This is a genomic window from Labrenzia sp. C1B70 (assembly GCF_000475395.1).
Taxonomy (GTDB): Bacteria; Pseudomonadota; Alphaproteobacteria; order Rhizobiales; family Stappiaceae; genus Roseibium; species Roseibium algicola.
In genome coordinates, this window is the sequence record NZ_AXCE01000004.1 from 509,410 (window position 1) to 532,434 (window position 23,025).

The 23,025-nt window shown below is 60.2% G+C and carries 21 protein-coding genes and 1 pseudogene; 14 read left to right on the forward strand and 8 right to left on the reverse strand.

Features of this window, described 5'->3' with window-relative positions; translation table 11 throughout:
* Positions 1 to 397 precede the first annotated feature (397 nt).
* Positions 398 to 1,429, forward strand: coding sequence for an urea transporter (locus Q666_RS40690; protein ID WP_031270142.1), 1,032 nt, complete (start codon positions 398 to 400; stop codon positions 1,427 to 1,429).
* A 234-nt stretch (positions 1,430 to 1,663) separates the two neighbouring features.
* Here Q666_RS40690 and Q666_RS40695 read toward each other — a convergent pair whose 3' ends face one another.
* Both Q666_RS40695 and Q666_RS40700 read right to left on the reverse strand, forming a co-directional pair.
* Positions 1,664 to 2,731 (reverse strand): Gfo/Idh/MocA family oxidoreductase, encoded by a 1,068-nt coding sequence (locus Q666_RS40695; protein WP_286133931.1) that lies wholly within the window; start codon positions 2,729 to 2,731, stop codon positions 1,664 to 1,666.
* A gap of 70 nt (positions 2,732 to 2,801) precedes the next feature.
* Complete coding sequence (locus Q666_RS40700; RefSeq protein WP_023002786.1) at positions 2,802 to 3,587, reverse strand: ThuA domain-containing protein; 786 nt, start codon at positions 3,585 to 3,587, stop codon at positions 2,802 to 2,804.
* Positions 3,588 to 3,951: 364 nt separating this feature from the next.
* Here Q666_RS40700 and Q666_RS40705 point away from each other — a divergent pair, with 364 nt between their 5' ends.
* The 3 genes and pseudogenes from Q666_RS40705 (at position 3,952) to Q666_RS0132915 (ending at position 4,891) form a co-directional block, all read left to right on the forward strand.
* Positions 3,952 to 4,332, forward strand: coding sequence for a hypothetical protein (locus tag Q666_RS40705; RefSeq protein WP_023002787.1), 381 nt, complete (start codon positions 3,952 to 3,954; stop codon positions 4,330 to 4,332).
* Between the two features lie 43 nt (positions 4,333 to 4,375).
* A pseudogene (locus Q666_RS66680) lies at positions 4,376 to 4,489 on the forward strand (TetR family transcriptional regulator); the annotation flags it as partial.
* A gap of 12 nt (positions 4,490 to 4,501) precedes the next feature.
* Positions 4,502 to 4,891 carry a hypothetical protein gene (locus Q666_RS0132915; RefSeq protein WP_023002788.1) on the forward strand — a complete coding sequence of 130 codons (390 nt, stop codon included), beginning with the start codon at positions 4,502 to 4,504 and terminating at the stop codon, positions 4,889 to 4,891.
* Positions 4,892 to 4,965: 74 nt separating this feature from the next.
* Here Q666_RS0132915 and ggt read toward each other — a convergent pair whose 3' ends face one another.
* A complete protein-coding gene (gene ggt / locus Q666_RS40710) occupies positions 4,966 to 6,711 on the reverse strand; it encodes a gamma-glutamyltransferase (RefSeq protein WP_023002789.1) in 1,746 nt (581 codons plus the stop codon).
* Positions 6,712 to 6,899: 188 nt separating this feature from the next.
* Here ggt and Q666_RS0132920 point away from each other — a divergent pair, with 188 nt between their 5' ends.
* On the forward strand, positions 6,900 to 7,265 hold the full coding sequence (locus Q666_RS0132920) for a c-type cytochrome (protein WP_023002790.1): 366 nt from the start codon (positions 6,900 to 6,902) through the stop codon (positions 7,263 to 7,265).
* A 119-nt stretch (positions 7,266 to 7,384) separates the two neighbouring features.
* Here Q666_RS0132920 and Q666_RS40715 read toward each other — a convergent pair whose 3' ends face one another.
* Positions 7,385 to 8,356 (reverse strand): endonuclease/exonuclease/phosphatase family protein, encoded by a 972-nt coding sequence (locus Q666_RS40715; protein WP_023002791.1) that lies wholly within the window; start codon positions 8,354 to 8,356, stop codon positions 7,385 to 7,387.
* 109 nt (positions 8,357 to 8,465) lie between these two features.
* Between Q666_RS40715 and Q666_RS40720 the strand changes: the two genes are divergently transcribed.
* The 3 genes from Q666_RS40720 (at position 8,466) to Q666_RS40730 (ending at position 11,824) form a co-directional block, all read left to right on the forward strand.
* Positions 8,466 to 8,864 carry a YchJ family metal-binding protein gene (locus tag Q666_RS40720; protein ID WP_023002792.1) on the forward strand — a complete coding sequence of 133 codons (399 nt, stop codon included), beginning with the start codon at positions 8,466 to 8,468 and terminating at the stop codon, positions 8,862 to 8,864.
* 430 nt (positions 8,865 to 9,294) lie between these two features.
* The gene (locus tag Q666_RS40725) at positions 9,295 to 10,716 is read left to right on the forward strand and encodes a lipopolysaccharide biosynthesis protein (RefSeq protein ID WP_208993984.1); all 1,422 of its coding nucleotides are present in this window, start codon (positions 9,295 to 9,297) and stop codon (positions 10,714 to 10,716) included.
* Positions 10,706 to 11,824: a GNAT family N-acetyltransferase gene (locus Q666_RS40730; protein WP_023002794.1), complete on the forward strand. Its 1,119-nt coding sequence runs from the start codon at positions 10,706 to 10,708 to the stop codon at positions 11,822 to 11,824. The genes Q666_RS40725 and Q666_RS40730 overlap by 11 nt, the downstream gene beginning before the upstream one ends.
* An 11-nt stretch (positions 11,825 to 11,835) precedes the next feature.
* Here Q666_RS40730 and Q666_RS40735 read toward each other — a convergent pair whose 3' ends face one another.
* Complete coding sequence (locus Q666_RS40735) at positions 11,836 to 13,464, reverse strand: AMP-binding protein (RefSeq protein ID WP_031270149.1); 1,629 nt, start codon at positions 13,462 to 13,464, stop codon at positions 11,836 to 11,838.
* A 413-nt stretch (positions 13,465 to 13,877) separates the two neighbouring features.
* Between Q666_RS40735 and Q666_RS40740 the strand changes: the two genes are divergently transcribed.
* On the forward strand, positions 13,878 to 15,884 hold the full coding sequence (locus tag Q666_RS40740; protein WP_023002796.1) for a methyl-accepting chemotaxis protein: 2,007 nt from the start codon (positions 13,878 to 13,880) through the stop codon (positions 15,882 to 15,884).
* 86 nt (positions 15,885 to 15,970) lie between these two features.
* Here Q666_RS40740 and xerD read toward each other — a convergent pair whose 3' ends face one another.
* Together xerD and Q666_RS66355 are read right to left on the reverse strand one after the other, a co-directional pair.
* Positions 15,971 to 16,894: a site-specific tyrosine recombinase XerD gene (gene xerD / locus Q666_RS40745; protein WP_023002797.1), complete on the reverse strand. Its 924-nt coding sequence runs from the start codon at positions 16,892 to 16,894 to the stop codon at positions 15,971 to 15,973.
* 65 nt (positions 16,895 to 16,959) lie between these two features.
* Positions 16,960 to 17,103 (reverse strand): hypothetical protein, encoded by a 144-nt coding sequence (locus Q666_RS66355; RefSeq protein ID WP_023002798.1) that lies wholly within the window; start codon positions 17,101 to 17,103, stop codon positions 16,960 to 16,962.
* A 157-nt stretch (positions 17,104 to 17,260) separates the two neighbouring features.
* On the opposite strand from Q666_RS66355, the gene Q666_RS40750 reads away from it, so the two are divergent.
* From Q666_RS40750 to Q666_RS40760, 3 genes are read left to right on the forward strand one after another with little or no spacing between them, the layout of a single operon-like run.
* Positions 17,261 to 17,908 carry a shikimate kinase gene (locus tag Q666_RS40750; protein WP_023002799.1) on the forward strand — a complete coding sequence of 216 codons (648 nt, stop codon included), beginning with the start codon at positions 17,261 to 17,263 and terminating at the stop codon, positions 17,906 to 17,908.
* Positions 17,909 to 17,941: 33 nt separating this feature from the next.
* Positions 17,942 to 19,075, forward strand: a complete 1,134-nt coding sequence (aroB, locus tag Q666_RS40755; protein ID WP_286133933.1) for a 3-dehydroquinate synthase — start codon at positions 17,942 to 17,944, stop codon at positions 19,073 to 19,075.
* The gene (locus tag Q666_RS40760) at positions 19,072 to 20,412 is read left to right on the forward strand and encodes an HlyC/CorC family transporter (RefSeq protein WP_023002801.1); all 1,341 of its coding nucleotides are present in this window, start codon (positions 19,072 to 19,074) and stop codon (positions 20,410 to 20,412) included. Before aroB ends, Q666_RS40760 begins: the two co-directional genes overlap by 4 nt.
* Before the next feature lie 518 nt (positions 20,413 to 20,930).
* On the opposite strand, the gene Q666_RS40770 is transcribed toward Q666_RS40760, so the two are convergent.
* Positions 20,931 to 21,194 (reverse strand): BolA family protein, encoded by a 264-nt coding sequence (locus Q666_RS40770; protein WP_023002803.1) that lies wholly within the window; start codon positions 21,192 to 21,194, stop codon positions 20,931 to 20,933.
* A 179-nt stretch (positions 21,195 to 21,373) separates the two neighbouring features.
* Here Q666_RS40770 and Q666_RS40775 point away from each other — a divergent pair, with 179 nt between their 5' ends.
* Both Q666_RS40775 and cobS read left to right on the forward strand, forming a co-directional pair.
* Entirely contained in the window at positions 21,374 to 21,964 is a 591-nt protein-coding gene (locus Q666_RS40775; protein ID WP_023002804.1) for a DnaJ domain-containing protein, read from the forward strand.
* A 67-nt stretch (positions 21,965 to 22,031) separates the two neighbouring features.
* On the forward strand, positions 22,032 to 23,018 hold the full coding sequence (gene cobS / locus Q666_RS40780) for a cobaltochelatase subunit CobS (RefSeq protein ID WP_023002805.1): 987 nt from the start codon (positions 22,032 to 22,034) through the stop codon (positions 23,016 to 23,018).
* Positions 23,019 to 23,025 lie beyond the last annotated feature (7 nt).

The window sequence follows — 23,025 nt, forward strand, 5'->3', positions numbered from 1 at the left end:
TTTCAAGGTTCGTCTAAACATTGATACAAACCCGGCTCCCAACCTGAACGAAGTTGCAGGGGCCAGGGAGTAATGTCAGCGAGCATTATGCGGAGAAGCCGGATACCGGTTGTCTCCGTCTTTTGCTTTGCCTCAAGTACCCAACTTGGCTGCAGTGGAACCACTCGGTTCCGCTGCAGTTCCAGTGCCTGCCAGCGCTTGGCGTCTCGTGCCGATCCATCCAGATCCTGCCTGGCACACCCGAAGCTTTTCAGGCCCAACGAGACACGTCCGGAACTGGCTGTCCGGCACGTCTGGTCGCGTTTCAAAAAATGATCGCACCGCGGTCAATAGTTCCGCGCCTTCTGCCGGGCCGTGTTACCGTGCCCGCGTGCCGCTTGCAGTCGGGGGGAAGGCATTGAACGCATTGAAGGAACATCCGGTTTTCGGTTTTGCCGACTGGTGCCTGCGTGGCATCGGGCAGGTCGTGTTTCAGAACAATCCGGTCTCGGGCTTGATCATCCTGGGCGCGCTTTTCTTCAATTCGCCGATCTATGGCGCCATTGCCGTTTTCGGAGTGGTCATCTCCACCGCGACGGCGGTTCTGCTGCAGGCGGACAAGGGGCTGATCCGCGACGGGCTGTTCGGCTTTAACGGAGCGCTTGTCGCGCTGGCGCTGATTGCGTTTACAAGCGAGGATTTTCACTACGGCGCTGTTCCGTCCGTTTATCTGACGGTCTATATCGCGTTCGGTTCCGCCATGACGGCCATGGTCTTCACCAGTCTTGCAAACCTGCTTGGCCCGCATAGGGTCGCGCCGCTGACAATGCCGTTCGTGCTGGTCGGCTGGCTGTTCCTGTTTGCCGTCCTGAAGTTCCACAGCATCGATGCCGGCCCGCTCGCCAAGCCTGTCTCGCCCACCCAGTATGACGGCACGGTCCAGTACACTCTCGCGACCTGGTACAAGGGCATCGGCAACGCCATCGGCCAGATCTTCTTTCAGAACAACTGGATCAGCGGTTACCTGATCGTGCTCGGCATTGCCGTGAATTCACGTGTCAGTGCGCTCATGGCGCTGCTCGGGGCCAATGTGGCAGCCTTTGTCGCCGTTGTTTACGGTGCGCCGGAAGGGGCGATCAGTGACGGTCTCTTTGGGTATAATGCCGCCCTGACGGCGATCGCGCTCGGGGGCTTCTTCCTGGTGCTGACGCCTGCGTCTGCCCTCTATACGCTGTTTGGCGTTGTTGTGTCGACCTGGCTCTGGGCGTCCGTTGCGATCTTTCTGGAGCCCATCGGCATGCCGGTGCTCACCTCGACCTTCGTGATCGTGACCTGGCTGATGCTGATCGGCGTCAACGGATTTGCAGCCCTTGTTCCGGTTGCACCGGCTGATGCCGTTACGCCGGAGGCCAACCGCGGGCGTTACCTTAAGGCGTCGCGGGAAGGCTGAACCGGCAGACAGGTCAGGCTCCATGCAGGCCGAGAAGGCCTGGGCCTTGGATCGGTTGATACCTCCGACCAGCCTGTCGTCCTTCTCTAGCCTCTCCTGTTTCTTGATGCTGCCTATTTGGGGCTCTCCGGTCCCGGATCTTCGCTTTGCTGCGTCCGGGATGACGATCGAGAGGGAGGCGTGTGAGCGAGGCTTTAACGAGCGGCTCCGCTCACATTTCTCATGACGTCAGCCTCAGACTTTCAGAAAACAGCCGTTCTCCGTGTGTGAGCGTTCGGCAAGGTCGAGGGCGACCTGAAGCCGCGCGCCGTGTTCGAAATCCGGGTCGGCCGGAGCCCCGGTCAGGATAGCGGCGGCAAACCGCTGGTAGACTGTCGGAACAGCGCCAACTTCGATGTCGGTCCAGGTCGCAGAAGAAAGATCTTCGCCCTGGCAGATGCGCAGGCCTTCGATGCCCTTCTCGAAACGCACTTCCAGGCCGCCCTTGTCGCCATAAAGGCGCAGGCGCAGGTCGTTCAGGTGGCCGGAGGCAAACCTGGTGGCGCTGATCGTGCCGAGCGCGCCGTTTTCAAGCTCGGCCTGCAGGGTGGCGCTGTCGTTGGCGTCGAGCGTGTATTCGCCGATCCTGCCGCCCTCTGCCTTGTCGAAGGTCTTCAGCCGGCAGGAAAGTTCGCTCACCGGGCTGCCGGCGGCGAAGATGACGAAGTCGAGGATATGGATGCCGACATCGCCGAGAACGCCCTTGGAACCGTGCGCGGTCGACAGGCGCCAGAGCCACTGGCTCTCGGTCTTCCAGTTGCCCCACGCCGGCTGCGTCAGCCAGCTTTGCAGGTAGGAAGCCTCGAAGTGACGAAGCGCACCGATGGCGCCACCCGCAACCAGCTCGGCGGCCTTCTGCAGCACGGCAACATTGCGATAGCTCAGGTTGACCATGCCGATCAGCTTCTTCGCGCGGGCGAGATCCGCCATCTCCCGGGCGTCGGCAGCGTTGGTCGCCAGCGGCTTTTCACACAAAACGTGCTTGCCCGCGGTCATCAGGGCCATCGTGGTCGGATGGTGTGCCGCGTCCGGCGTCACGTTGGCCGCAGCGTCAAAATCGCCCCAGGCAATTGCCTCTTCCAGCGTTGCGAAGCGGTTCGGAATGGAAAAGGTGTCGCAGAACTGGGTGAGCACGTCCGGGCGCTGGTCGACGCCGCCGACGATTTCAACGCCGTCGATCCTTGAAAAGGCATCCGCGTGGGTACGCGCCATGTTGCCGGTGCCGACTATCAGGATCCGGAGAGGGTGTGCAGCAGAGGTCACGGGGATCTTCCTCAGCGTTTGAGGGCAGGACGGACCGGCGAAAGTCTGCCGGTCCGGAAGGGAAAGTGGATCAGCGGAAACCTTCTTCGCCGTCGGCGTGCAGCTTCGGGCCGCGTTCCTCGATCTTTTCGGGAGCCGCTTCCACCGGCACATTGGGTGCAATGTTCGGATCGGCGATCCGGGCCATCGGGTTGAACGCCCATTTGACGCCGTTCTTCAGCACCGTCTGCACATGGGTATTGTGATAGGTCGGATAGGTTTCGTGTCCCGGGCGGAAGTAGAAGACGTTGCCCGCGCCGCGCTTGTAGGTGAGGCCCGAGCGGAAAACCTCGCCGCCCTGGAACCAGCTGATGAAGACCGTCTCCAGCGGTTCCGGCACACCGAAGGGCTCACCGTACATTTCTTCCATCTCCAGCTCGAAGCTGTCGGGAAGACCGTTGGTGATCGGATGGTTGCGGCTGGTCACCCACAGGCGCTCGCGCTCCCCGGCCTCGCGCCAGGTGAGATTGCACGGGCTGCCCATCAGGCGTTTGAACGGCTTGGCGAAATGGGCCGAATGCAGAAACACCATGCCCATGCCGGACCAGACGGCGTCGCAGACGCGTTCTACCACTTCGTCGGAAACGTCGCCATGGGCGGCGTGACCCCACCACAACAGCACATCCGTTTCGGCAAGGCGTTCCTTCGTCAAGCCGTGTTCGGGTTCCTGCAAGGTGGCGGTGGTGGCGGTGATTTCGGGATCGGTGTTCAGCGTATCGGCAATGCACTGATGCATGCCGTCCGGATAGACACCCGCGACGATCTTGTTGTGCTGTTCATGGACGTTTTCGCCCCAGACCACGGCTCTGATCGGCATTTCAGCCTCTCCCGTTCTTCAGATGTTGGCAGAATTGTTGGCGAGCTAAGGATAGAAAGCGCTTTCTTTTGAAAAGTTCCTCCAAAGCGCTTTGGATAGCGCTAGCACCGAGGTTTTGTGCTGTCAATCGGACGGGCTGTAATATTCGATCACAGTTCTCGCCGGTTGCTCCGCCGCCGGTATGCTCAATGTCGTCGACAGATGCTCACCGGTCAGGGCGGGCCTCAGAGGCGGACACTACCAAGGCGAAGAAGGGGCCGATCGGAACGAGAAGGCTGGGGCTCTGACCCACCGCCGCATTTCCAGTCAGGTCAGTTCATGAAAACATACCATATGTTATGGTTTGTTTTGGAGGAGTGGTAAAATGAATGGTCTATTGCTTGCAGCCGCGGGTCTTTCGGCTGCAGTCTGCCTGCTGCATACATTCGCAGGAGGGCGGACGATCGCCGTACCATTGCTGAAAGCGTCGGATCTGCACCCGGTGCCGAAATATGTCGCCTATTACTGCTGGCATATCGTGACAATCGTTCTGGCAATGATTGCCGTCATGTTTGCCGTCGCAGGTATGCGGGCTGAAAGCCTCGATCTTGGCTTGGTGGCGACCGTGTTGACAGCTTCTTTCTGTCTGCTGGGCCTTGCGGTGCCACCGCTGAAGAAGCAGAAATACAGCCAGATGCCGCAGGGCTGGCTGTTTCTGCCGATTGTCCTGTTGGGTGGTCTTGGTATCCTGGGCGGAGTGAGTTGACCTGAGGAAGCGTTTCGGAAAATCGGACTGGCTTGATCTCGGTCTGACACAGCTTGCAAAGGATGGGCCGGCGGGACTGACCATCGAGGCTCTCTGCACCGCAGCAGACCGCACGCGCGGCTCGTTCTATCACCATTTTCAGGATCACGGGGCTTTCGTCGAAGCCTTGATGCTTGCCTGGAAACAGCGGCACACGCTCGACATTGCTGAACAGACACTGGCCGAAAAGGGGGATCTGCGGGCGCAGAAGCTGTCGGATCTCGCCAATCGTCTGGACCACCGACTGGAGCAGGCCGTGCGCCAATTCGCGCAATCAGACCTTCGGGCGCAGGAGATCGTCCGGGACGTCGATGATTTGCGAACCGGGTTTGTCGCGCGGCTCTACGAAGCTGGAGGGATGGAGCCTGCGCTTGCAGCAGATGTTGCTAAAATCGAATACGCGGCTTTTGTCGGCAGCCAGATTGTCTGGCCGGATATGCCGGCAGATGAGCGTGTTGCCCTCGATCGGCGCTTTGCGCAGCTGGTTGCAATGGCGACAGAAACAGGGTCGAGAAAGTAATCCTCGACCGGAGAGCCATAAAAAAATCCGGGCGCTCCTAGCGCGCCCGGGGTAATGCGGAGGCTGTTGGTGCCTCAGTAGCCGGCGGAAAGCGCGCCGGGGCGCCGCGGGTCGGAAGCTCCCGCCAGAACACCGTCAACGAGCATGATCGACTGGGTCGACCCCATGGCGTTCTTGACTTCCACCTTGTGCCCACGGGCTTCCAGCAAGCGGATCGTGTCCGGAGAAAGACCTTCCTCGATGCGGATTTCATCCGGCAGCCACTGATTGTGGATGCGCGGAGCAGCTGTCGCCTCGGCGATGTTCATGCCGTGATCGACGACGTTGAGGATGATCTGCAGCGTGGTGGTGATGATACGGCTGCCGCCGGGCGAACCGGTGGCAAGGAACAGCTTGCCGTCCTTGAACACCAACGTCGGGCTCATGGACGAAAGTGGCCGCTTGCCGCCTTCAACCGCGTTGGCCGTTCCGCCGATGAGGCCATAGGCGTTGGGCACGCCGGGCTTTGCGGAAAAGTCGTCCAGTTCATTGTTGAGCAAGACCCCCGTACCGTCGGCGGTCAGGCCGACGCCGTAGGAGAAGTTCAGCGTGTAGGTGTTGGAGACCGCATTGCCGTCCTTGTCGACAACGGAATAATGCGTGGTCTGGTTGCTTTCATAGGGGAAAGGATCGCCGGGCTTCACCTCTTCGGAAGGCGTTGCCATGTCCATCTTGATGGATTTCACCAGTTCAGCGGCATAAGCCGGATCGGTCAAACCCTTTACCGGAACATCGACAAAATCCGGGTCGCCCAGATACTTGGAGCGGTCCGCGTAGGCACGCCGCATGGTTTCGGCCATCACGTGGATGCTGTCGGCGGAATTCGGACCATATTCGGCAAGCGGATAGCCCTGCAGCATGTTGAGGATCTGCACGATGTGCACGCCGCCGGAAGACGGTGGGGGCATCGATGCGATTTCGTAGCCGTGGTAGCTGCCCACGACGGGGTCGCGCCAGACCGGTTTGTATCCGGCCAGGTCTTCCGTGGTCATGCCGCCTCCGGAAGCAGTTACTTTCTGTGCGATCTTTTCGGCAACTTCACCGGTGTAGAACCCGGCTGCCCCCTTGTCGGCAATCAGTTTCAGCGTTGCGGCAAGATCCGTCTGCTTGAGTGTCTCGCCCGGTACGAACGGCAGGCCGCCGGTCTTGTAGAAGATCGCGGCGGTGGCCGGGTCCTGAAGAAGGCGCTTTGCGGATGCGGTCAGCGATGCCGCGAGATCCGGTGTCACTTCGATGCCGTTTTCCGCAAGGTCAATGGCAGGTGCGACCAACTCTGCCCAGGTCAGCTTGCCGCTGCCGTGTTTTTCAAAGGCTTCGGCAAAGCCGGCGACCGTGCCCGGCACACCGACAGCAAGACCGGAAAAGCGGGATTTCTGGTTATCGGGTTCGCCGTCTTCTCCCAGGAACATATCCTTGAAGGCTGCGGCAGGTGCCATTTCCCGATAGTCGAGCGCCTTTGTGTCGCCGCTGTCCGCCAGGTGGATCATCATGAAACCACCGCCCCCCAGGTTGCCGGCGCGCGGCAGCGTGACGGCAAGCGCGAAGCCGGTGGCTATGGCGGCATCGACTGCGTTGCCACCTTTCTTCAGGATGTCGACACCGACGCGGCTTGCGACGGCTTCCTGGCTGGCAACCATGCCGTTCTGCGCCGTTTCAGGCTGGAAGCGGTCTTTCAGCGAATAGATCGGCGAATCCTGCGCGGCGAGAGGTGCCGCGATGCCGACAACAAGGGCGGTCGCCAGGGAAACCGCGGCAAAGCTGGATTTGAGAAGATGTTTCATGTGTCTCTCCGGTCGCCTGGATGGCGGGAGTTGGCAAGTGGAGGGCAGGACGCGCAACGGGCGTGGCGCTCTGTCCGACAACTTTAAGTCGTTCTTGATTCAGCGCAAGGCTAGATGATGAGATAGGCTGCAGTCTTGAAGGGACAAGCTGCACGTGGGCCAGAACGCGACTGGTTGAAGGAGGATTCATGAGCAAGGCAATTGCCGTTTCGAAACCGCGTCTCCATTCGGGTGTGCGATCATTCCTGGGTGGGGTCACCCTGATGGCCGTCGCCGCCCTCTCCGGTGCGAGTGCTGCCGAGGCGGGCGATGCTGCTGCCGGCAAAGCGCTGGCGCTGCAATGGTGCTCTGCCTGCCACCTCGTGTCTGAAGACCAGGATCGCGCCTCCAGCGCGTCGCTGCCAAGCTTTTATGACATTGCGAAGGATCCCGGCTGGACGGAAGAAAAACTTGCGACCTTCCTTGCCGACCCCCATCCGCAAATGCCGAACATGACCCTCGGCAACATCGAAATCGCCAATCTCGCCAGCTACATCGAATCCCTGGCGCCCTGAGGTTCTTCGCTACACCAGTCCTCGTTGCGAGGGGGGCACGAAGCCCGTCCTTCGAGACTGCACACTCGTGCCTCGTCAGGACGTGGTCTAAGGGCGCCGCAAGATTTGCCACTGGTCCCTTAAAACTCGAACTCGGCCAGCATCGCGGCGTGGAAGGATCCGGCATAGGCGTCTTCATCCGCGTCGAAGACTTCATCCGGAAGACCGACATTGAACACCTTGAAGTCAACCGTTCGGTGGGCGACGGATGCGCTGGCCAGAATGTGGTCCAGAGCCTGTCCCTTGCCCTTGTGAATGACGGTCTGGCGCTTTTCCGGCGGCAATGAAGCGTCAAGCTGGTAGAGGCGGCGCGCGGCAAGTTGCGGCGAACAGGTGTCGTCCGGGTCGGCGCGCAGCAGCCTCAAGGTTCCGGTTTCCCCGGTCGCGTTGAAATCACCCGCCAGGACGATCTGGCTATCCTCGCTTGCATCGAAAAGGTCTTCCACGGCAAGGCGCAGTTCGAGTGCCTGGGCGGTCTGTTTCAACACTGATAGCTGATACCCTTCCGCCCATGCGGAAACGGATGTCCACGTCCGGTCCTCTGCCTTGCCGCCGCGTATCATCGCGGCGATTGGCGCCCGCAAATGAACGCAGAAGACGTGCAAGGGGCGGCTGGTGCCGATGTCGATTTCCACCTGCAGAACGGGCCTGTCGAACAGGATCGTCTGCGGGCTGCGATAGGCCGGTACAGCGGTTTTGGGCTGCCAGTGAGGCGGGTGGGCATGTGCCTGGTAAAGACTTAAGTACCTGGTTATCGGAAAGCGCGAGAGAACCACCAGGTTATGGCGGTCGCCGGGACCTTTCCCCGAAGGTCGTTCGCTGGTTGCCCGGTGAAATTTCTCGTACGGCGTTCCCTCCAGAAGAAGTTCCAGCGCCTGGAACTGCCGCGCTGAGACACCTTTCCGTTTCTGCGCGTTGACTTCCTGCAGACAAAGGATGTCGGCCTCAAGCTCCAGAATCTTTGGCCGAAGCGCGTCCAGCCGGGGTGTCAGTGCGTCCGGATCATGCCGGTCCGCACCAAAGGATTCCATGTTGAAAGTGGCAAGTCTCATTCAGCAGGCCCGAAGCTGGAAAGCGTACCTGAAACCATAGCCGTGCATCGGGCCAAGTGGTAGAGAGCGCAGATGCAGGAATAAGCCGACCAAAGACGGGGAGAGGCAAATGAGCGGAGAGGGATGCCCCTGTGGCAGCGGCAAGGGATTCGATCTGTGCTGTGAACCTTATCTTGCCGGAAAGGCCCTGCCCGAAACCGCAGAGGCCTTGATGCGCTCGCGTTACAGCGCTTACGTCCGGCAACTCATTCCGTATCTGAAGGAAACGCTCTGGCCGAAGTATCAGCCGAGTTTCGATGCGCAAGGCACGGCGCGCTGGGCAGCGGAAAGCCACTGGACGGGCCTCAGTGTGTTGGCCACCGACAAGGGCGGGCCTGCCGACAGGGACGGCACCGTTCTTTTCGAGGCAAAATACCTGTCCGCCGGCAAGCTTCACGTGCACCGCGAACTGAGCCGTTTTCGCAAGAAAAGCGGTCGCTGGTATTACGTGGAAGCCGTGCCGGAATAGGTCGGCTGGCTGTCTTCATTCTTGACTTTGAAAAAAATCGTCCGGTCCCTGCGATTGGCGGCGGGAGCAGGGACCGGACCAATTTGCAGATAGAAGGGGAGGCAGCCCTCAACATCCGCAATAAGGAGATCGGGAAAGCCCGCGGCAGGGTCAGCCGGGGGTGGTCGACAGGGTCGAATCGAATCTCGTTCTCTATTTGTTCTCATTAGCATGATTCCCGGTGCCGGTGTCAAGCAGGGAAGCTGTCTTCATGGATGTCCGAACGCTGAGAACGGAATTGGCAGGATAGAAGGTAAAATCAACGTCTTGACCAACTTTCCATCGTCCTCACACATCTGTGAAACGTTGCTGGCTGCGTTTGACTGATCGCCATAGAATATTAAGTCACTCATGTCACAAATACGGAAGAGTACTCATAAGGGACCCCTACGTGCGTTTTTCCGCCAACTCCTGGACCAAGCGTTTGCAAGGCATCGCCTCGCCTCTGGGATTGGGGAAAGGTGCTGATCAGATCCTGGAGTTCCTGAAGGGAAGTGGAAGCGAACGGCACGCGGCGGGCCGGATGGCGGTATCGACCTTTGCGGTACGGATCGCCGGTGCAGCGCTCGCCTATCTGTCGCAAATCGTGCTCGCGCGCCTGTTGGGGGCGCATGACTATGGCCTCTATTCGGTTGCCTGGACTTTCGTGATCGTTCTGGGTGTCATGGCCTGCGGCGGCTTTTCCACCTCTGCCAGCAGGTTCATCCCGCAGTATCTGCAGAACCGGGATATGGCGCGCCTGCGCGGGTTCTTGCGCACAAGCCGGCAAATGGCGTTTTTTCTCGGGGGTGCTGCGGCGGTCATAGGCATCGGCTGTCTCGCCCTGTTTCGCCCGCTTATTGATACGTCCTATTTCCAGCCCTTGTCGGTCGTCCTGCTGGCGCTGCCCTTCTTTGCCTTCGGATTGGTGCAGGACGGTATCGCTCGCAGCTACGACTGGTCGTCGCTGGCAATGCTGCCAACCTATATCTGGCGGCCGCTGGCGATCCTGTTCCTGCTGGTCGGTGCCGTTCTGGCCGGGTTTCGGCCCGATGCACTGACAGCTGCCGTCGTGGCCGTGGTGGCAACGGCGCTGGTCGCGCTTTACCAGTTTGTGCATCTTCGCAGGCGGCTGGGCCCACGCGTTCCGAAGGGGCCATACAAGGTCGAGTTCAGATCCTGGCTGGCGGTGTCCATGCCGATGCTGATGGTCGACGGTTTCCTGCAGCTGATCACCAGTGCTGACGTGATCATGGTGAGTTTCTTTCAGGATCCGGACGAAGTTGCAGTCTATTTCGCTGCATCCAGAACCCTGGCGCTGGTGCATTTTGTCTATTTCGCCGTAAGGGCCGCCTCGGCGCATCGCTTCTCCAGCTACACTCACAATCAGGATCTTTCAGGGCTTGCTGGTTACATGCGGCAGGCAACTCTCTGGACCTTCTGGCCGTCTGTGGCCGCGGGCGTTGGGTTGCTTCTGATCGCGCCGCTTCTGCTTGCTCTTTTCGGCAGCGATTTTGAAAGCGGCTACGAGCTGATCGCCCTCCTGATGATCGGCGTGCTTGCACGCGCATCCGTCGGTCCGGCCGACGCGCTCCTGACGATGACGGGGCACCAGAACACCTGCGCCGGCATTTATGCCGGGACGTTTGTTCTCAATGTCGTCCTCAATCTTGTTCTGATCCCGCTGCTCGGCCTTGCCGGAGCGGCCATTGCCACAAGTCTTGCGATCCTTTTTGAGGCCACTGCCCTTGCGGTTGTGGCAAAACGGAAGCTCAATATCACGACGTTCGTTTTGCCCTTGCTTTTCGCCAGGAACCGTCCGGTTGACCAATGATACGCTCTCTTCCGTGCAGCTCGAGGTCTTGTCCCTCGATCCGTTGAGCGCCGCCATACCGCTTGAGGACTGGCAGACGCTTTGTGCGGCTGCCCTCAGTCCGAACCCTTTCTTTGGTCCGGATTTCCTTCGTCCGTTTCTGGAAAAGATGAGCAAACAGGCGGTACGACTTGTCGTGGTCCGGGAGCGGCCGGGTGGCCGCTGGCTGGTGGCGGCCCCCGTCGGCCGACGTCGTTTTGGATTGGTCGTTGCGGTCAACACCACCTGGGCAAGCGAATACGCGCCGCTCGGAACACCGCTGATCCACCCGGACGCAAGTGCCGAGGCAATCGCCGCTTTCATCAATGCCGCCAGAGAGCCCGGGAATGTGCTCGCCATCCCCTATCTGCCGCTTCATTCCCAGTCGGCAACGCGCTTGAGGGCGGTGGGCGCGGGAAAGAAGTCGGTTCTGGCGAAGTCCTTCCGGGCGAGCCACGGCGCAGGAGCCACAGGCAAGTCACAACTTGCCGAGGCTGACAGCGGCAAGAGGCGCAAGGAAATGCGCCGGCTGATGCGCCGGCTGGGTGACCACGGCAAGACCACCTTCCGCAGTCTGTCCGGATCTGATGCCATTGCCGGGTTCGAAGCCTTTCTGGAGCTCGAGGCCTCCGGCTGGAAGGGCCGGTCCGGAACCGCGCTGGGCAGTCAGTCCGGGACGGCGGACTTTGCCCGCACGGCCGTCGCCAATCTGGCAAGTCGCAACGGGGTCCGGATCGACCAGCTCTGGTCGGGACAGACACTGGTTGCCGCCCTGGTGCTGTTTCAGCAGTCCGGCAAGGTGTATTCCTGGAAGATCGCCTTTGACGAGGAGTTTGCCCGCTATTCTCCCGGAGCCCAGATCGCGCTGCAGGCCTTGAAGATCAATCTCGCCATTCCTGGCTTCAGGGGGGCGGATTCCCTGGCCATTCCCGGGCATTCGATGATCGAGCCCTTGTGGCGAGGCCGGCTGGAAACCGGCACGATGCTTTTTGCCGATGGCCTGAAGCGGTCGTTGTGCAAGACGGACCTGAAGCTTGAACAAGCCCTGCGCCGAGCCGCACGGACGCTGAGAAAGCGCCTGCGCGCCTGAAACGGGCGATCCTAGCCTTCAACGCTCTCCAGGTCCCGCAATTTCCTGCGAATGATCTTGCCGGTGGTGGTCATGGGCAACGAGGTGACGAATTCGATTTCCCGCGGATATTCATGCGCCGAAAGACGTTCGCGGACGAAAGTGCGGATATCGTTTTCCAGAGCCGCGCTTTTTTCCGTGCCCGGCTTCAGGACGATGAAGGCCTTGACGATTTCCGTGCGCAGCGGATCCGGTTTGCCGACAGCCGCGGCAAGCGCGATCGACGGATGCTTCAGCAGGCAATCCTCGATCTCGCCGGGGCCGATCCGGTAGCTTGCCGAGGTGATGATGTCGTCGTCGCGGCCAACGAAATGGACATAGCCGTCCTCGTCCATCAGGCCCTGGTCGCCGGTGATCATCCAGTCTCCGATGAACTTCTCCTGCGTCGCCTCCGGCTTGTTCCAGTATTCCAGGAACATTACCGGGTCCGGCCGGCGGATGGCGATCTGGCCGAGGGTTTCAGCCGGCAGCTCATTGCCTTCATCATCGACGATCGCAACCTGATGGCCAGGCGTTGCCTTGCCGATGGCGCCAGAGCGGCTGACGCCAAGTGCGGCCGCAGAACCGAGCACCGCGTTACATTCCGTCTGGCCATAGAATTCATTGACGTTGAAGCCGAATTCCGCAGCGAACCAGTCATAGGTTTCCCTGCCGAGGGATTCTCCGGCAGAGCCGACGCTGCGCCAGGTGAGGTCGAAGCGCTCGGCCGGACGCTCCACAGCGCGCAGCATCTTCAAAGCCGTCGGTGGAATGAAGGCATTGCGGATCTTCTGTCTTTCAAGCAGATGGAAGGCGAATTCCGGGTCGAACTTGCGAGACGCGTGGCAGACCACCGGCACGCCGAGAGACAGAGCCGGAAACAGCGCATTCAGCAAGCCGCCTGCCCAGGCCCAGTCTGCGGGCGTCCAGAGCAAGTCGCCTTCACAGCCGAGGAAATTCTGCGAAAGCTCGATGCCGGGCATATGGCCGAGCAGCACCCGGTGGCCATGCAATACGCCCTTGGGCTGCCCCGTGGTGCCGGATGTGTAGATCATCAAAGCCGGATCGTCGGGTGTGGTCGCAAGGGTCCGGTAGGTGTCGGACGCCTTGTCCAGCAGATCTTCAAACCCGAACACGCCGGTTTCCGGTCCGTCGACCGAGATCACCAGATCGAGGCCGGGCAGGTCGGACCGGATCTCCGCAAGCTTTGCCAGGCCGGCCGTGTCAGTCACCAGAACGCGGGCGCCGGAATCTGAGAGCCGGTAGCGCAGCGCCTCCAGCCCGAACAGGGCTGCCAGAGGCACCGCAATTGCGCCGGTCTTGTAGGCTGCCAGATGTGCTATGGCGGTTTGTGGGATCTGCGGCAGAAGCAGGGCAACCCGGTCGCCGCGATTTAGCCCGAGGCCTTCAAGGGCGTTGGCAAGGCGATTGGCCGCCCGGTTCAGCGCAAGATGGCTCCAGTCCCGGCAGGAACCGTTCTCGAGAACCTGACGGATCGCGAGGCGCTCCGGGTCTCTTGCAGCCCATTCATCGCTGACGGCTGCGGCCATGTTGTAGCTTGCGGGCCGAGGCCAGCGGAATGTCTCTCTCAGCGCGTCGTAGTTGCCAGTAGGCTGCAGCATTTCAGAGCGTCCGGTGCTTCAATTTTGAGCAGCGGAGTGTAGGGCGGTCATTGCTGCAGCGCAATAGAGCCGAAATCCATCCTTTGAAAGCAGCGATGAAATCCTTAACCGGAATTCTGAAACACGCCGGCAAGTGTGGCTGGAATAAAATTTTATACTGTCATTATTCGTTATAAATTATCGGTTGTCCGAGTGGGTCAGCCATGGGCGATGGTCCTGAAATCGTTAACGCCTGCCTGCGTGAAACAGGGGCATAACGCCACCATTCCGGTTGGCCTTTGACTGCGATTTTGTGGTGAGAAAATCAGCATCCGGTAGCAACGTATTCACTAATAAATGCGAGATTTCCTTAACTTATGAGGATCAAAATCCCGCCAGGATAAAAAATAGTCCGGCTGGGGACCTGTAGATCCATGAAGATGTTTGGGCAGTCCGCGCTCGCTCGTGTCGGCGCGCTTTCCGTGAAACTGAAAATCCTTTCTCTGAGCCTTCTGACCGCAATCGGCATGTTGTCGATCGGCGGGGTGTTCTGGTGGAGCCAGAACGAGGTGGCCGGAGCCTTCAACAAGCTTGATCAAAGCGCGGGACTGGCGCGCAGCGTCGCCGATCTTTCAGATATTGCGAACGGCATGCGCAACATCGGCAAGGGCTACCTGGCGCGGCCGGAGGAAAAGGATCACGAGCTTTTCGAGGCCAAGCTCAGTGAGGCGCATGGGGTTCTGGATGACATCTCCGCCAAGCCTGTTGCCGCAGCCTTCAATGCGGAGATCGCAGACGTTCGTGACACGCTTGACGGGGCGTCGGGTGCTTTTTCGTCGCTCAATACCGTTCAGCGGGAAATCGGCTTCAATTCCGAAACAGGCCTTCGAGCAACTCTCAGCGAAAACGCCGACGAGGTGCTGAAGCGCCTGAAGAAGGAAATGCGCTTCGGTGGCGGTCCGGACTTCGAGAAGATGGTTACCACCATGCTCGATGTTCAGTTGTCGGAAAAGAAATTCATTCTCGACCGCAACGACGTTGCCCTCGGCAACTTCGAGGTGGCATTCGGTCGGTATGAGCGCCTGTTGAAGAAGGCTTATCTGCCGAACGAGATCAAGGAAGACGTCGGCACCAAGATGGCGATCTACCGGGAAGCGTTCGACGCCTACACGGCGGCTGTCGCCCAAAAGGACAAGTCGATCGAACTTCTGGAAACGCTGTTCGATCTGGTGCCGCCACGCTTGGAAGCGCTCAACAACGCCGCGCGCGACGCCGAACTGGCAGCCGAGCAGGATCTTGAAACCGTCCGGGCCTACTCGACCCTCGCCGTCGTCAGCGTGATTGCCGCTTTCCTGGTATCCGGCGTCCTGGCCGGAATGCTCATCGGCCGGTCGATCGCCAACCCGCTTTCGCGTCTCCAGAACGCCATGGAAGAACTGGCGTCCGGGCATGTAGACGTCAATCTGCCTGCCGCCAAAGGCAGTGTCGAAATCGCCGCCATGGCGCGCACCGTTTCCGTTTTCCAGGATAACGCTGTCGAACGGCAGCGCCTCGCGGCCGCATCGGAAGAAGAAAACGCGCAGCGCGACGCCCGTGTGGCTCGTCTTGAATCACTGATCGCCAATTTCGAGGCAACGGTCGGGCAGGCTCTCGAAAGTCTCGACCGGTCTACCTCTGACCTGACGCAGACCTCTGCCGCGGTTGAAGCCGCGGCGGACGATGTTGCCCAGCAGGCGGACCGGGCCGGCAACGCCGTGCGCGTGGCGGCTGAAAACGTCAACTCGGCCGCATCTGCCAGCGAGGAACTGGCAGCGTCTATCAACGAGATCTCCAACCAGGCGTCAAACTCCACGACGGTGGCCAAGAAGGCGGTTGCCAGCGCGGAAGGCACGTCCCAGACCATGGGGCAACTGTCCCGCGCGGCCGACCGGATCGGCGAAGTCATGGGGCTGATCCGCGATATCGCCAATCAGACCAACCTCCTGGCGCTCAACGCTACCATCGAGGCTGCCCGGGCAGGCGAGGCCGGCAAGGGTTTTGCGGTCGTGGCCGCCGAAGTGAAGCAGCTTGCGGACCAGACCTCGCGTGCGACGGAAGATATCGCCAGCCAGGTGGAAGCAATCCAGATGTCGTCCAGCCATGCGCTTGAAGCGATCGATGAGGTGACCGGTATCATCTCCGAAATGGAAGGCCTGGCCTCGGCCGTGGCATCGGCCGTCATTCAGCAGGATGCGGCGGTTCAGTCCATCGCCAAGAACGTGGTCGATGCCTCGACCCGCTCGCATGAAGGGGCCGAATGCATGACCGCGGTCGGTTCCGCCACTGAACACGCCCGAGCAACCGGCGGCGAGGTCGAGCAGCTGGCAACGTCGCTGTCCGAACAGGCAGCCCTTATCCGCAGCGAGATCTCCAACTTCCTTTCCGGTGTTCGCGCGGCCTGACCGCGCGATAACACGACGAACAAGGCCAGCCTTCCCTCAGGAAGGCTGGTTTTTTGTCTTTCGCAAGGTTGTGGCTGCGGAAAGAATTACTTCTTCGCAAGGGGATGTGCACTTTCCACCAGTTCGCGCAGGCGCTCGTCCAGGACGTGGGTGTAGATCTGCGTCGTGGAAATGTCGGCATGGCCCAGCAACTGCTGCACCACTCTGAGGTCGGCACCGTTCTGCAACAGGTGGGAAGCGAATGCGTGGCGCAGCACGTGCGGGGAAATCTTGCCGGCATCGAGACCGGCGGCGACGGCAAGCTCCTTCAGGTCTCGTGCAAAATGCTGGCGCGTCAGGTGTCCGCTGTCGCCATGGGAGGGAAACAGCCATGGGCTTTTTTCGTATGCCCCTTCGGCAGCACGCAGACCGACGTAGTCCTTCATGGCAGCCTGGGCAGCGCGGGACAGCGGCACAAGCCGCTCCTTGCCGCCCTTGCCCCTGATTTCGATCAGGCGGGCGTCCCGGAGCGCAGCGGTAACTGGCAGGGCAACCAGTTCCGAAACGCGCAGGCCGGTTGCATAAAGCACTTCGATAAGTGTGTACATACGCTGCGTACGCAAGCGCGCCGCCGCGCTTTTCTGAGGCTTTTCGGTTTCCGCCCTGGCGGTTTCGATCAACCTGTCGACGTCTTCCATCGACAACACCTTGGGCAGGCTCGCGCGCTTTTTCGGGGCGGACAGTGTGCGGGTCGGGTCGTCTTCCCGGGAGCCTTCCGCGTAAAGGAACTTGTAGAACTGCTTCAGCGCGGACAGGCGTCTTGCCTGCGAGGTCTCGGCAAATCCGCGCCGGTTGAGATCGCCCAGGTAAGCCGAAATGTCTTCGGATTGCGCTGATGCAAGCATCTTTCGGCCGAGGAAGCCTGAAAAATCCTCCAGGTCGCGGCGGTATCCGGCCAGCGTGTTTTCTGCCGCGCCGCGTTCGGCGGCCAGCATTTCGAGGAAGTTTTCAAGATCGAAACCGGTTGCCATTGCGTATGCCTTCGCAAAGGACCTGAAACTTGTCCCGTTGATAACCCGCCATTTGAAAGCGTGTGCTAGCGGCCGAAGCCGTCTTTCCTCACCCTAACCTCGATTTCCCGTTCACGCGGATCGACAAGGTTGGCCAGGGAGTAGATCGCGCCATAACCGAGCGCGCCGAGCAGCAGCAGCACGAGCAACAGGCGGGTCAGGGTCGGCACGTCGGCTGTCTCCAGGTCAGGGCGTCGGTCCGCTCACGGGCAAGCGAATCGGATAGGCGATTGTTTCAACAAGGCGGGGGCGCATGCAAGGCAAAGCAGCAGTCCGGCAGGCGGAGTTCCCCCGTGTCTTTTTTGACGAATATGCTAAAACGCCGCCATGACAGAACACGACAAGGCGCGGTCTTCCGAAGGAGGATCCGCGGAGACAGACGTAAAACCCGTTGATCTGGCCCGCCTGGTAGCTGCCCTGGGGCATCGGTCCATCGTTCTGGTGGGAATCATGGGCTGTGGCAAGTCGACCGTCGGCAAGCGGCTGGCGCACCGGCTGGGCCTTGAATTTGTCGACGCCGATACCGAGATCGAGCGCGCGGCCAACATGAGCGTGGCGGAAATTTTCGCCGAACACGGCGAGCCTTATTTTCGCAGCGGTGAAGAACGGGTGATCGCCCGTCTTCTGCGTGAAGGACCGCAGGTGCTGGCAACGGGTGGCGGCGCTTTCATGAGCGAGGCAACTCGGGCAGAAATCGCCGAGCTTGGACTGTCCATCTGGCTGAAAGTCGATTTCGACACGGTGATGGCACGGGTCCGGCGCAGGTCCACGCGTCCACTGCTGCAGAACCCCGATCCCGAGGGAACGATGCGCAAGCTGATGGCTGACCGCGAGCCCGTCTATGCTAAGGCGGCCCTGACGGTCACCTCCAAGGACGTTCCGCATGAGGCGGTGGTCGATCAGATCGTCGCCACCCTGGCGGATCACCTGTTCGAACGCGAGGCCACCAGCGCCGCGCAAACATCAATGACCTGAATTTAAAAGCGTGACGGCATGGTAGACACGGTAGTGGCAAAAGCATTGTTGGGCCGGGACGAGAAGATCGTCCGGGTCGATCTTGGCGCGCGCAGTTACGACATCAAGATCGGTCGGGGGCTGCTTGAAGGAGCGGGAGCGGAAATCGCGGCCGTTATGCCCGGCGCGCGTCTTGCGGTCGTTGCCGATGAAACCGTTGCGGGCCTTCATCTGAAGGCTTTTTCTCAGAGCCTCAAGGCAGCCGGTCTGGAGCACACCGCCATCACGGTGCCGGCAGGCGAAAGCACCAAATGCTTCCGTGAATTCGAGCGCCTGTGCGACGAGGTTCTCGCCGCCCGGCTGGAGCGCGGCGACGCGGTCGTCGCCCTTGGTGGTGGTGTCGTCGGTGACCTGACGGGCTTTGTCGCCTCGGCCGTGCGTCGTGGCATGGCCTTCATCCAGGTGCCGACCACGCTTCTTGCCCAGGTCGACAGTTCCGTCGGCGGCAAGACCGGCATCAATTCACGTCATGGCAAGAACCTGATCGGCGCTTTCCACCAGCCCGCCCTGGTGCTGGCCGATACCGCCATTCTGGATACGCTGCCGCTGCGCGACTTCCGCGCCGGTTATGCGGAAGTCGCCAAATACGGGCTCCTGGGTGATGCGGATTTCTTCGCCTGGCTGGAGACCAACTGGCAGGCGGTCTTTGCAGGTGGCGCGGAGCGGGACGAGGCCGTCGCAAGGTCCTGTCAGGCAAAGGCGGATGTGGTTGCTGCCGACGAGCTGGAATCCGGCCGCAGGGCGCTCCTCAATCTGGGTCACACGTTCGGCCACGCGCTTGAATCGGCTGTCGCCTACGAGACCGAGCGCCTGGTCCATGGCGAAGGCGTTTCCATCGGCATGATGCTGGCACATGAATTCTCTCAGCGCCTCGGCCTGATCGGCGAGGACACCGTCGAACGTGTCCACAAGCATCTGAGCGATGTCGGCCTGCCAGTGCGGGTGCAGGACATCCCTGGTCAGCTGCCGCCGGCTGAAACGCTCATGGATATCATCGCGCAGGACAAGAAGGTCAGCCGGGGGGCGCTGACCTTCATTCTGACGCGCGGTATCGGCGAAGCCTTTGTCGAAAAAGGCGTCGATCCCGCACTGGTCTCTGACTTCCTGAAGGAGAAACTCGAGGCATGACGGAAACGGCTCTCTGGCTGGCGATTGTCGCCATCTTCGTTCTCCTGTTCCTGTCCGGCTTCTTTTCCGGTTCGGAAACGGCGCTCACCGCCGCATCGCGCGCGCGCATGCACCAGATGGAAAAAACCGGCGACTGGCGCGCCCGGGTGGTCAGCCTGCTGATCGCCAACCGGGAACGTCTGATCGGCGCGCTGCTCCTGGGGAACAACCTGGTCAACATTCTGGCGTCTGCGCTGGCAACCAGTGTGTTCCTGTCCCTGTTCGGCGACGCTGGCGTTGCGCTTGCCACCCTGGTGATGACCGCCCTCGTTCTGGTTTTTGCCGAAGTGCTGCCCAAGACCTGGGCCATTTCGAACCCGGAGCGGTTTGCGCTGGCGGTGGCGCCGATCGTGCGGTTCGTGGTGGCCGTGTTCGGCCCGATCGTGGTCGGGGTGGAGTGGATTGTCCGCAACATCCTGAAGCTGGTTGGCGTCAATATCGGCGACGACACCTCGATCCTGTCGCCGCATGAGGAACTGCGCGGCGCCGTCGATCTGCAGCATATCGAAGGTGGCCTGGAAAAGGGTGAGCGCGACCGCCTCGGCGGTTTGCTCGACCTGGCGGAACTGGAAGTCTCGGACGTGATGGTCCACCGCACCAACATGGTGGCGCTGAATGCGGACGATGCGCCGGACAAGCTGGTGAACGCGGCCCTGGCATCGCCCTATACCCGCCTGCCGCTCTGGCGCGGGGAGAGCGACAATTTCGTCGGCGTGCTGCATGCCAAGGATCTGCTGCGTGCGTTGCAGGCTGCCGGTGGCGATGCTGCGAAGATCAACGTTCTGGATATCGCTGCCCCGGCCTGGTTCGTTCCCGACACGACCTCGCTTCAGGATCAGCTCAATGCATTCCTGCGGCACAAGTCCCATTTCGCGCTCGTGGTTGACGAGTATGGCGAGGTGATGGGCCTGGTCACGCTGGAAGACATTCTGGAAGAAATCGTCGGCGAGATCGCCGATGAGCACGACGTGGAGCTGGAAGGCTTGCGGCCGCAAGCCGATGGCTCGGTGATTGTCGACGGCTCGGTGCCGATTCGCGACCTCAACCGCGCTGCCGACTGGAGCCTGCCGGACGACGAGGCGACCACGATTGCCGGTCTGGTCATTCACGAAGCGCGGATGATCCCGGACGAACGCCAGATCTTCACCTTCCACGGTTTCCGCTTCACGGTGCTGCGGCGGGAGAAGAACCGCATCACGCGGCTGCGCATCATGCCGCTTGGCCAGATTCCCGGCGTCAAGATGCCGGCCGGAGCTGCCCAGGCCGTTGCGGGCGCGGCTGCGAAAGCAGGAACCTGAGCAAGGCGCTTGATCGTTGAGCGAAATAAGGGGCGCGTGTTGTCTTCAGCTGTGCTTGTGGATGCTTGCACCTGTTGACTTATAGGGTGCGTAAGAAAACAAATTTCAGGATTGCTCTGCTAAGTACGGCGTATACAATTAGAATTGAAGAAAAAAATATGCTGGCTAGAGCGATATTGGTGACCTCGAAAAGAGTAAGAAGCTCTGTTATTGCTGCCAATACGATCAGGGTAGATAGAAACAACACGCAGCAGCGCAAGAGATATTTCATTGAAATCGCGCTAAGGGTTGTTTTGACAATGAAATATCTTTTCACGTTTCCGAAAATCAGAAACAGGCTGAAAGTTGCGGCGAGTGATAAGCATCCGTAGTGTAAAAGTATTTCGTTAAATGAAAACGGTAGATCGTAGATCAGCATTGATGCCGAATATACTAAAAATAAACATATAACTACCGTGAGGCAGCTTATGTAATTTGCTGTTTGTCTTAGTTCATCCATCGGGAAAATTAAGCGAATCTCATTCTGGGCGTTGAACTTCGATCGCTAAAGCGTGCACGGTGGTCGCCAGTTCATGGGAGAGCGTCTCGTTGATCGCTCGATGTTGTGCAACCCGGTTCATGCCTTCGAAAGCGGCTGCGGCGATCTGTACCCGGAAGTGGGTTTCGCCGCCCTCGCGCCAGCCACCGTGGCCCCTGTGCTTTTCCGACTCGTCGATGACGTTCAGAAAAGACGGTGAGAAGGCTGCGGAGAGTTTGTCGGTGATCGTCTGCTTTGTGCTCATGTGTCTCACTTGGCGTAGCTGTTTTCGAAGTTCAAGTCTTTCGTGGTCCGGCCCTGCCTGATACAGTGCCGGGCTCTTCGACTTTCGAATTCCGGTGCGGGGAAATTAACTTTGGATACCGGGACAATGCAACGGCCTGCGGCTTGCCCGTCGGCCCTCACACTTCAATATTTCGGCGCATGAAACTGGACTCAAAACTCTTCGACAGCATCCGTGTGAAACCGGACAAGGAACGGGTGGAACAGGACCGCCATCCTTCGTGCGACCATCCGGGTTGCAAGCGGCCAGGTACGCACCGGGCGCCGAAAGGGCGTGACCGGGAGGGGCAGTATTTCAATTTCTGCGTCGACCATGTGCGCGAATACAACAAGTCCTACAACTATTTTACAGGTATGGGCGACGACGACGTGCGCACCTATCAGAAGGACAGTCTGACGGGGCACCGGCCGACCTGGAAAATGGGCGTAAACCGGCAGGCAGCCGAGGGGCCGGACGGGTTCGACGCCCGCTCCAGCATGCGCTCCAATGCGCAGCGGCGCACCGAGCAAGTTCGGCGCCCGCGCGAAAGAAAGCTACTAACGCTTGAAAAACGTTCCCTGGATGTGCTCAATCTGCCTTACACAGCCCGTGGCGCCGAAATCAAAGCGCGCTATAAGGAGCTTGTTAAATTGAACCATCCGGATGCCAATGGCGGTGACAGGTCTTCCGAAGACCGCCTGCGGGAAATCATTCAGGCGTATAACGTTCTGAAAAAAGCCGGTTTCCTTTAGAGCCTGCAGGGTCCTGCCGGCTTTTCCCAAACGACCCTTCCCGAACTTCCGGGACTGCGGAGGACTGATGACTGAGACGACGACTGCGGCCATGGCCATGCCGGACACTGAAATTTCCGTAGAAGAGGTTTTCGGTTTCAAGTCCGACCTCAAGGTACCTGCATTTTCCGCGCCGTCAGAACATGTGCCCGAGCGTGACGAAGACTACCTGTTCGACCGCGCGACCACGTTGGCGATCCTGGCGGGTTTTGCTCATAACCGGCGCGTGATGGTGACCGGGTATCACGGTACCGGTAAATCGACCCACATCGAGCAGGTGGCGTCGCGTCTCAACTGGCCGTGTATCCGCGTCAACCTGGACAGCCATATTTCCCGTATCGATCTGGTCGGCAAGGACGCGATCGTGATCAAGGACGGCAAACAGGTTACCGAGTTTCGCGACGGGATCCTGCCCTGGGCCTATCAGCACAATGTCGCGCTGGTCTTCGACGAATACGACGCCGGCCGTCCGGACGTGATGTTCGTGATCCAGCGTATCCTGGAATCTTCGGGCCGCCTGACGCTGCTCGACCAGAGCCGGGTCATCCGTCCGCATGCCGCCTTCCGGCTGTTCGCCACTGCCAACACGGTCGGTCTCGGCGATACCTCCGGTCTTTATCACGGCACGCAGCAGATCAACCAGGCGCAGATGGACCGTTGGTCGATCGTCACCACGCTGAACTACCTGCCGCATGACAATGAGGTGGATATCGTTCTGTCGAAGGCCAAGCACTTCCAGTCGGACGAAGGCCGCAACACCGTTTCCAAGATGGTGCGCCTGGCGGACATGACCCGGAACGCCTTCATCAACGGCGACCTGTCCACGGTCATGAGCCCGCGTACGGTCATTACCTGGGCGGAAAACGCCCAGATTTTCGGCGATGTCGGCTTTTCCTTCCGCCTGACCTTCCTCAACAAGTGCGACGACATGGAACAGTCCCTGGTGGCAGAGTTCTATCAGCGCTGCTTCGGTGAAGATCTGCCGGAATCCTCCGTCAACGTAGTCATGAGCTGAGGTCCCG

Coding starts and splice junctions, on each gene's coding strand:
- cobS (WP_023002805.1), top strand. CDS start 22,032: ATGACTGAGACGACGACTGCGGCCATGGCCATGCCGGACACTGAAATT.
- Q666_RS40720 (WP_023002792.1), top strand. CDS start 8,466: ATGAGCGGAGAGGGATGCCCCTGTGGCAGCGGCAAGGGATTCGATCTG.
- Q666_RS0132920 (WP_023002790.1), top strand. CDS start 6,900: ATGAGCAAGGCAATTGCCGTTTCGAAACCGCGTCTCCATTCGGGTGTG.
- Q666_RS40740 (WP_023002796.1), top strand. CDS start 13,878: ATGAAGATGTTTGGGCAGTCCGCGCTCGCTCGTGTCGGCGCGCTTTCC.
- Q666_RS0132915 (WP_023002788.1), top strand. CDS start 4,502: ATGCTTGCCTGGAAACAGCGGCACACGCTCGACATTGCTGAACAGACA.
- ggt (WP_023002789.1), bottom strand. CDS start 6,711: ATGAAACATCTTCTCAAATCCAGCTTTGCCGCGGTTTCCCTGGCGACC.
- Q666_RS40705 (WP_023002787.1), top strand. CDS start 3,952: ATGAATGGTCTATTGCTTGCAGCCGCGGGTCTTTCGGCTGCAGTCTGC.
- Q666_RS40760 (WP_023002801.1), top strand. CDS start 19,072: ATGACGGAAACGGCTCTCTGGCTGGCGATTGTCGCCATCTTCGTTCTC.
- xerD (WP_023002797.1), bottom strand. CDS start 16,894: ATGGCAACCGGTTTCGATCTTGAAAACTTCCTCGAAATGCTGGCCGCC.
- Q666_RS40735 (WP_031270149.1), bottom strand. CDS start 13,464: ATGCTGCAGCCTACTGGCAACTACGACGCGCTGAGAGAGACATTCCGC.
- Q666_RS40775 (WP_023002804.1), top strand. CDS start 21,374: ATGAAACTGGACTCAAAACTCTTCGACAGCATCCGTGTGAAACCGGAC.
- Q666_RS40750 (WP_023002799.1), top strand. CDS start 17,261: ATGACAGAACACGACAAGGCGCGGTCTTCCGAAGGAGGATCCGCGGAG.
- Q666_RS40700 (WP_023002786.1), bottom strand. CDS start 3,587: ATGCCGATCAGAGCCGTGGTCTGGGGCGAAAACGTCCATGAACAGCAC.
- Q666_RS40770 (WP_023002803.1), bottom strand. CDS start 21,194: ATGAGCACAAAGCAGACGATCACCGACAAACTCTCCGCAGCCTTCTCA.
- Q666_RS40715 (WP_023002791.1), bottom strand. CDS start 8,356: ATGAGACTTGCCACTTTCAACATGGAATCCTTTGGTGCGGACCGGCAT.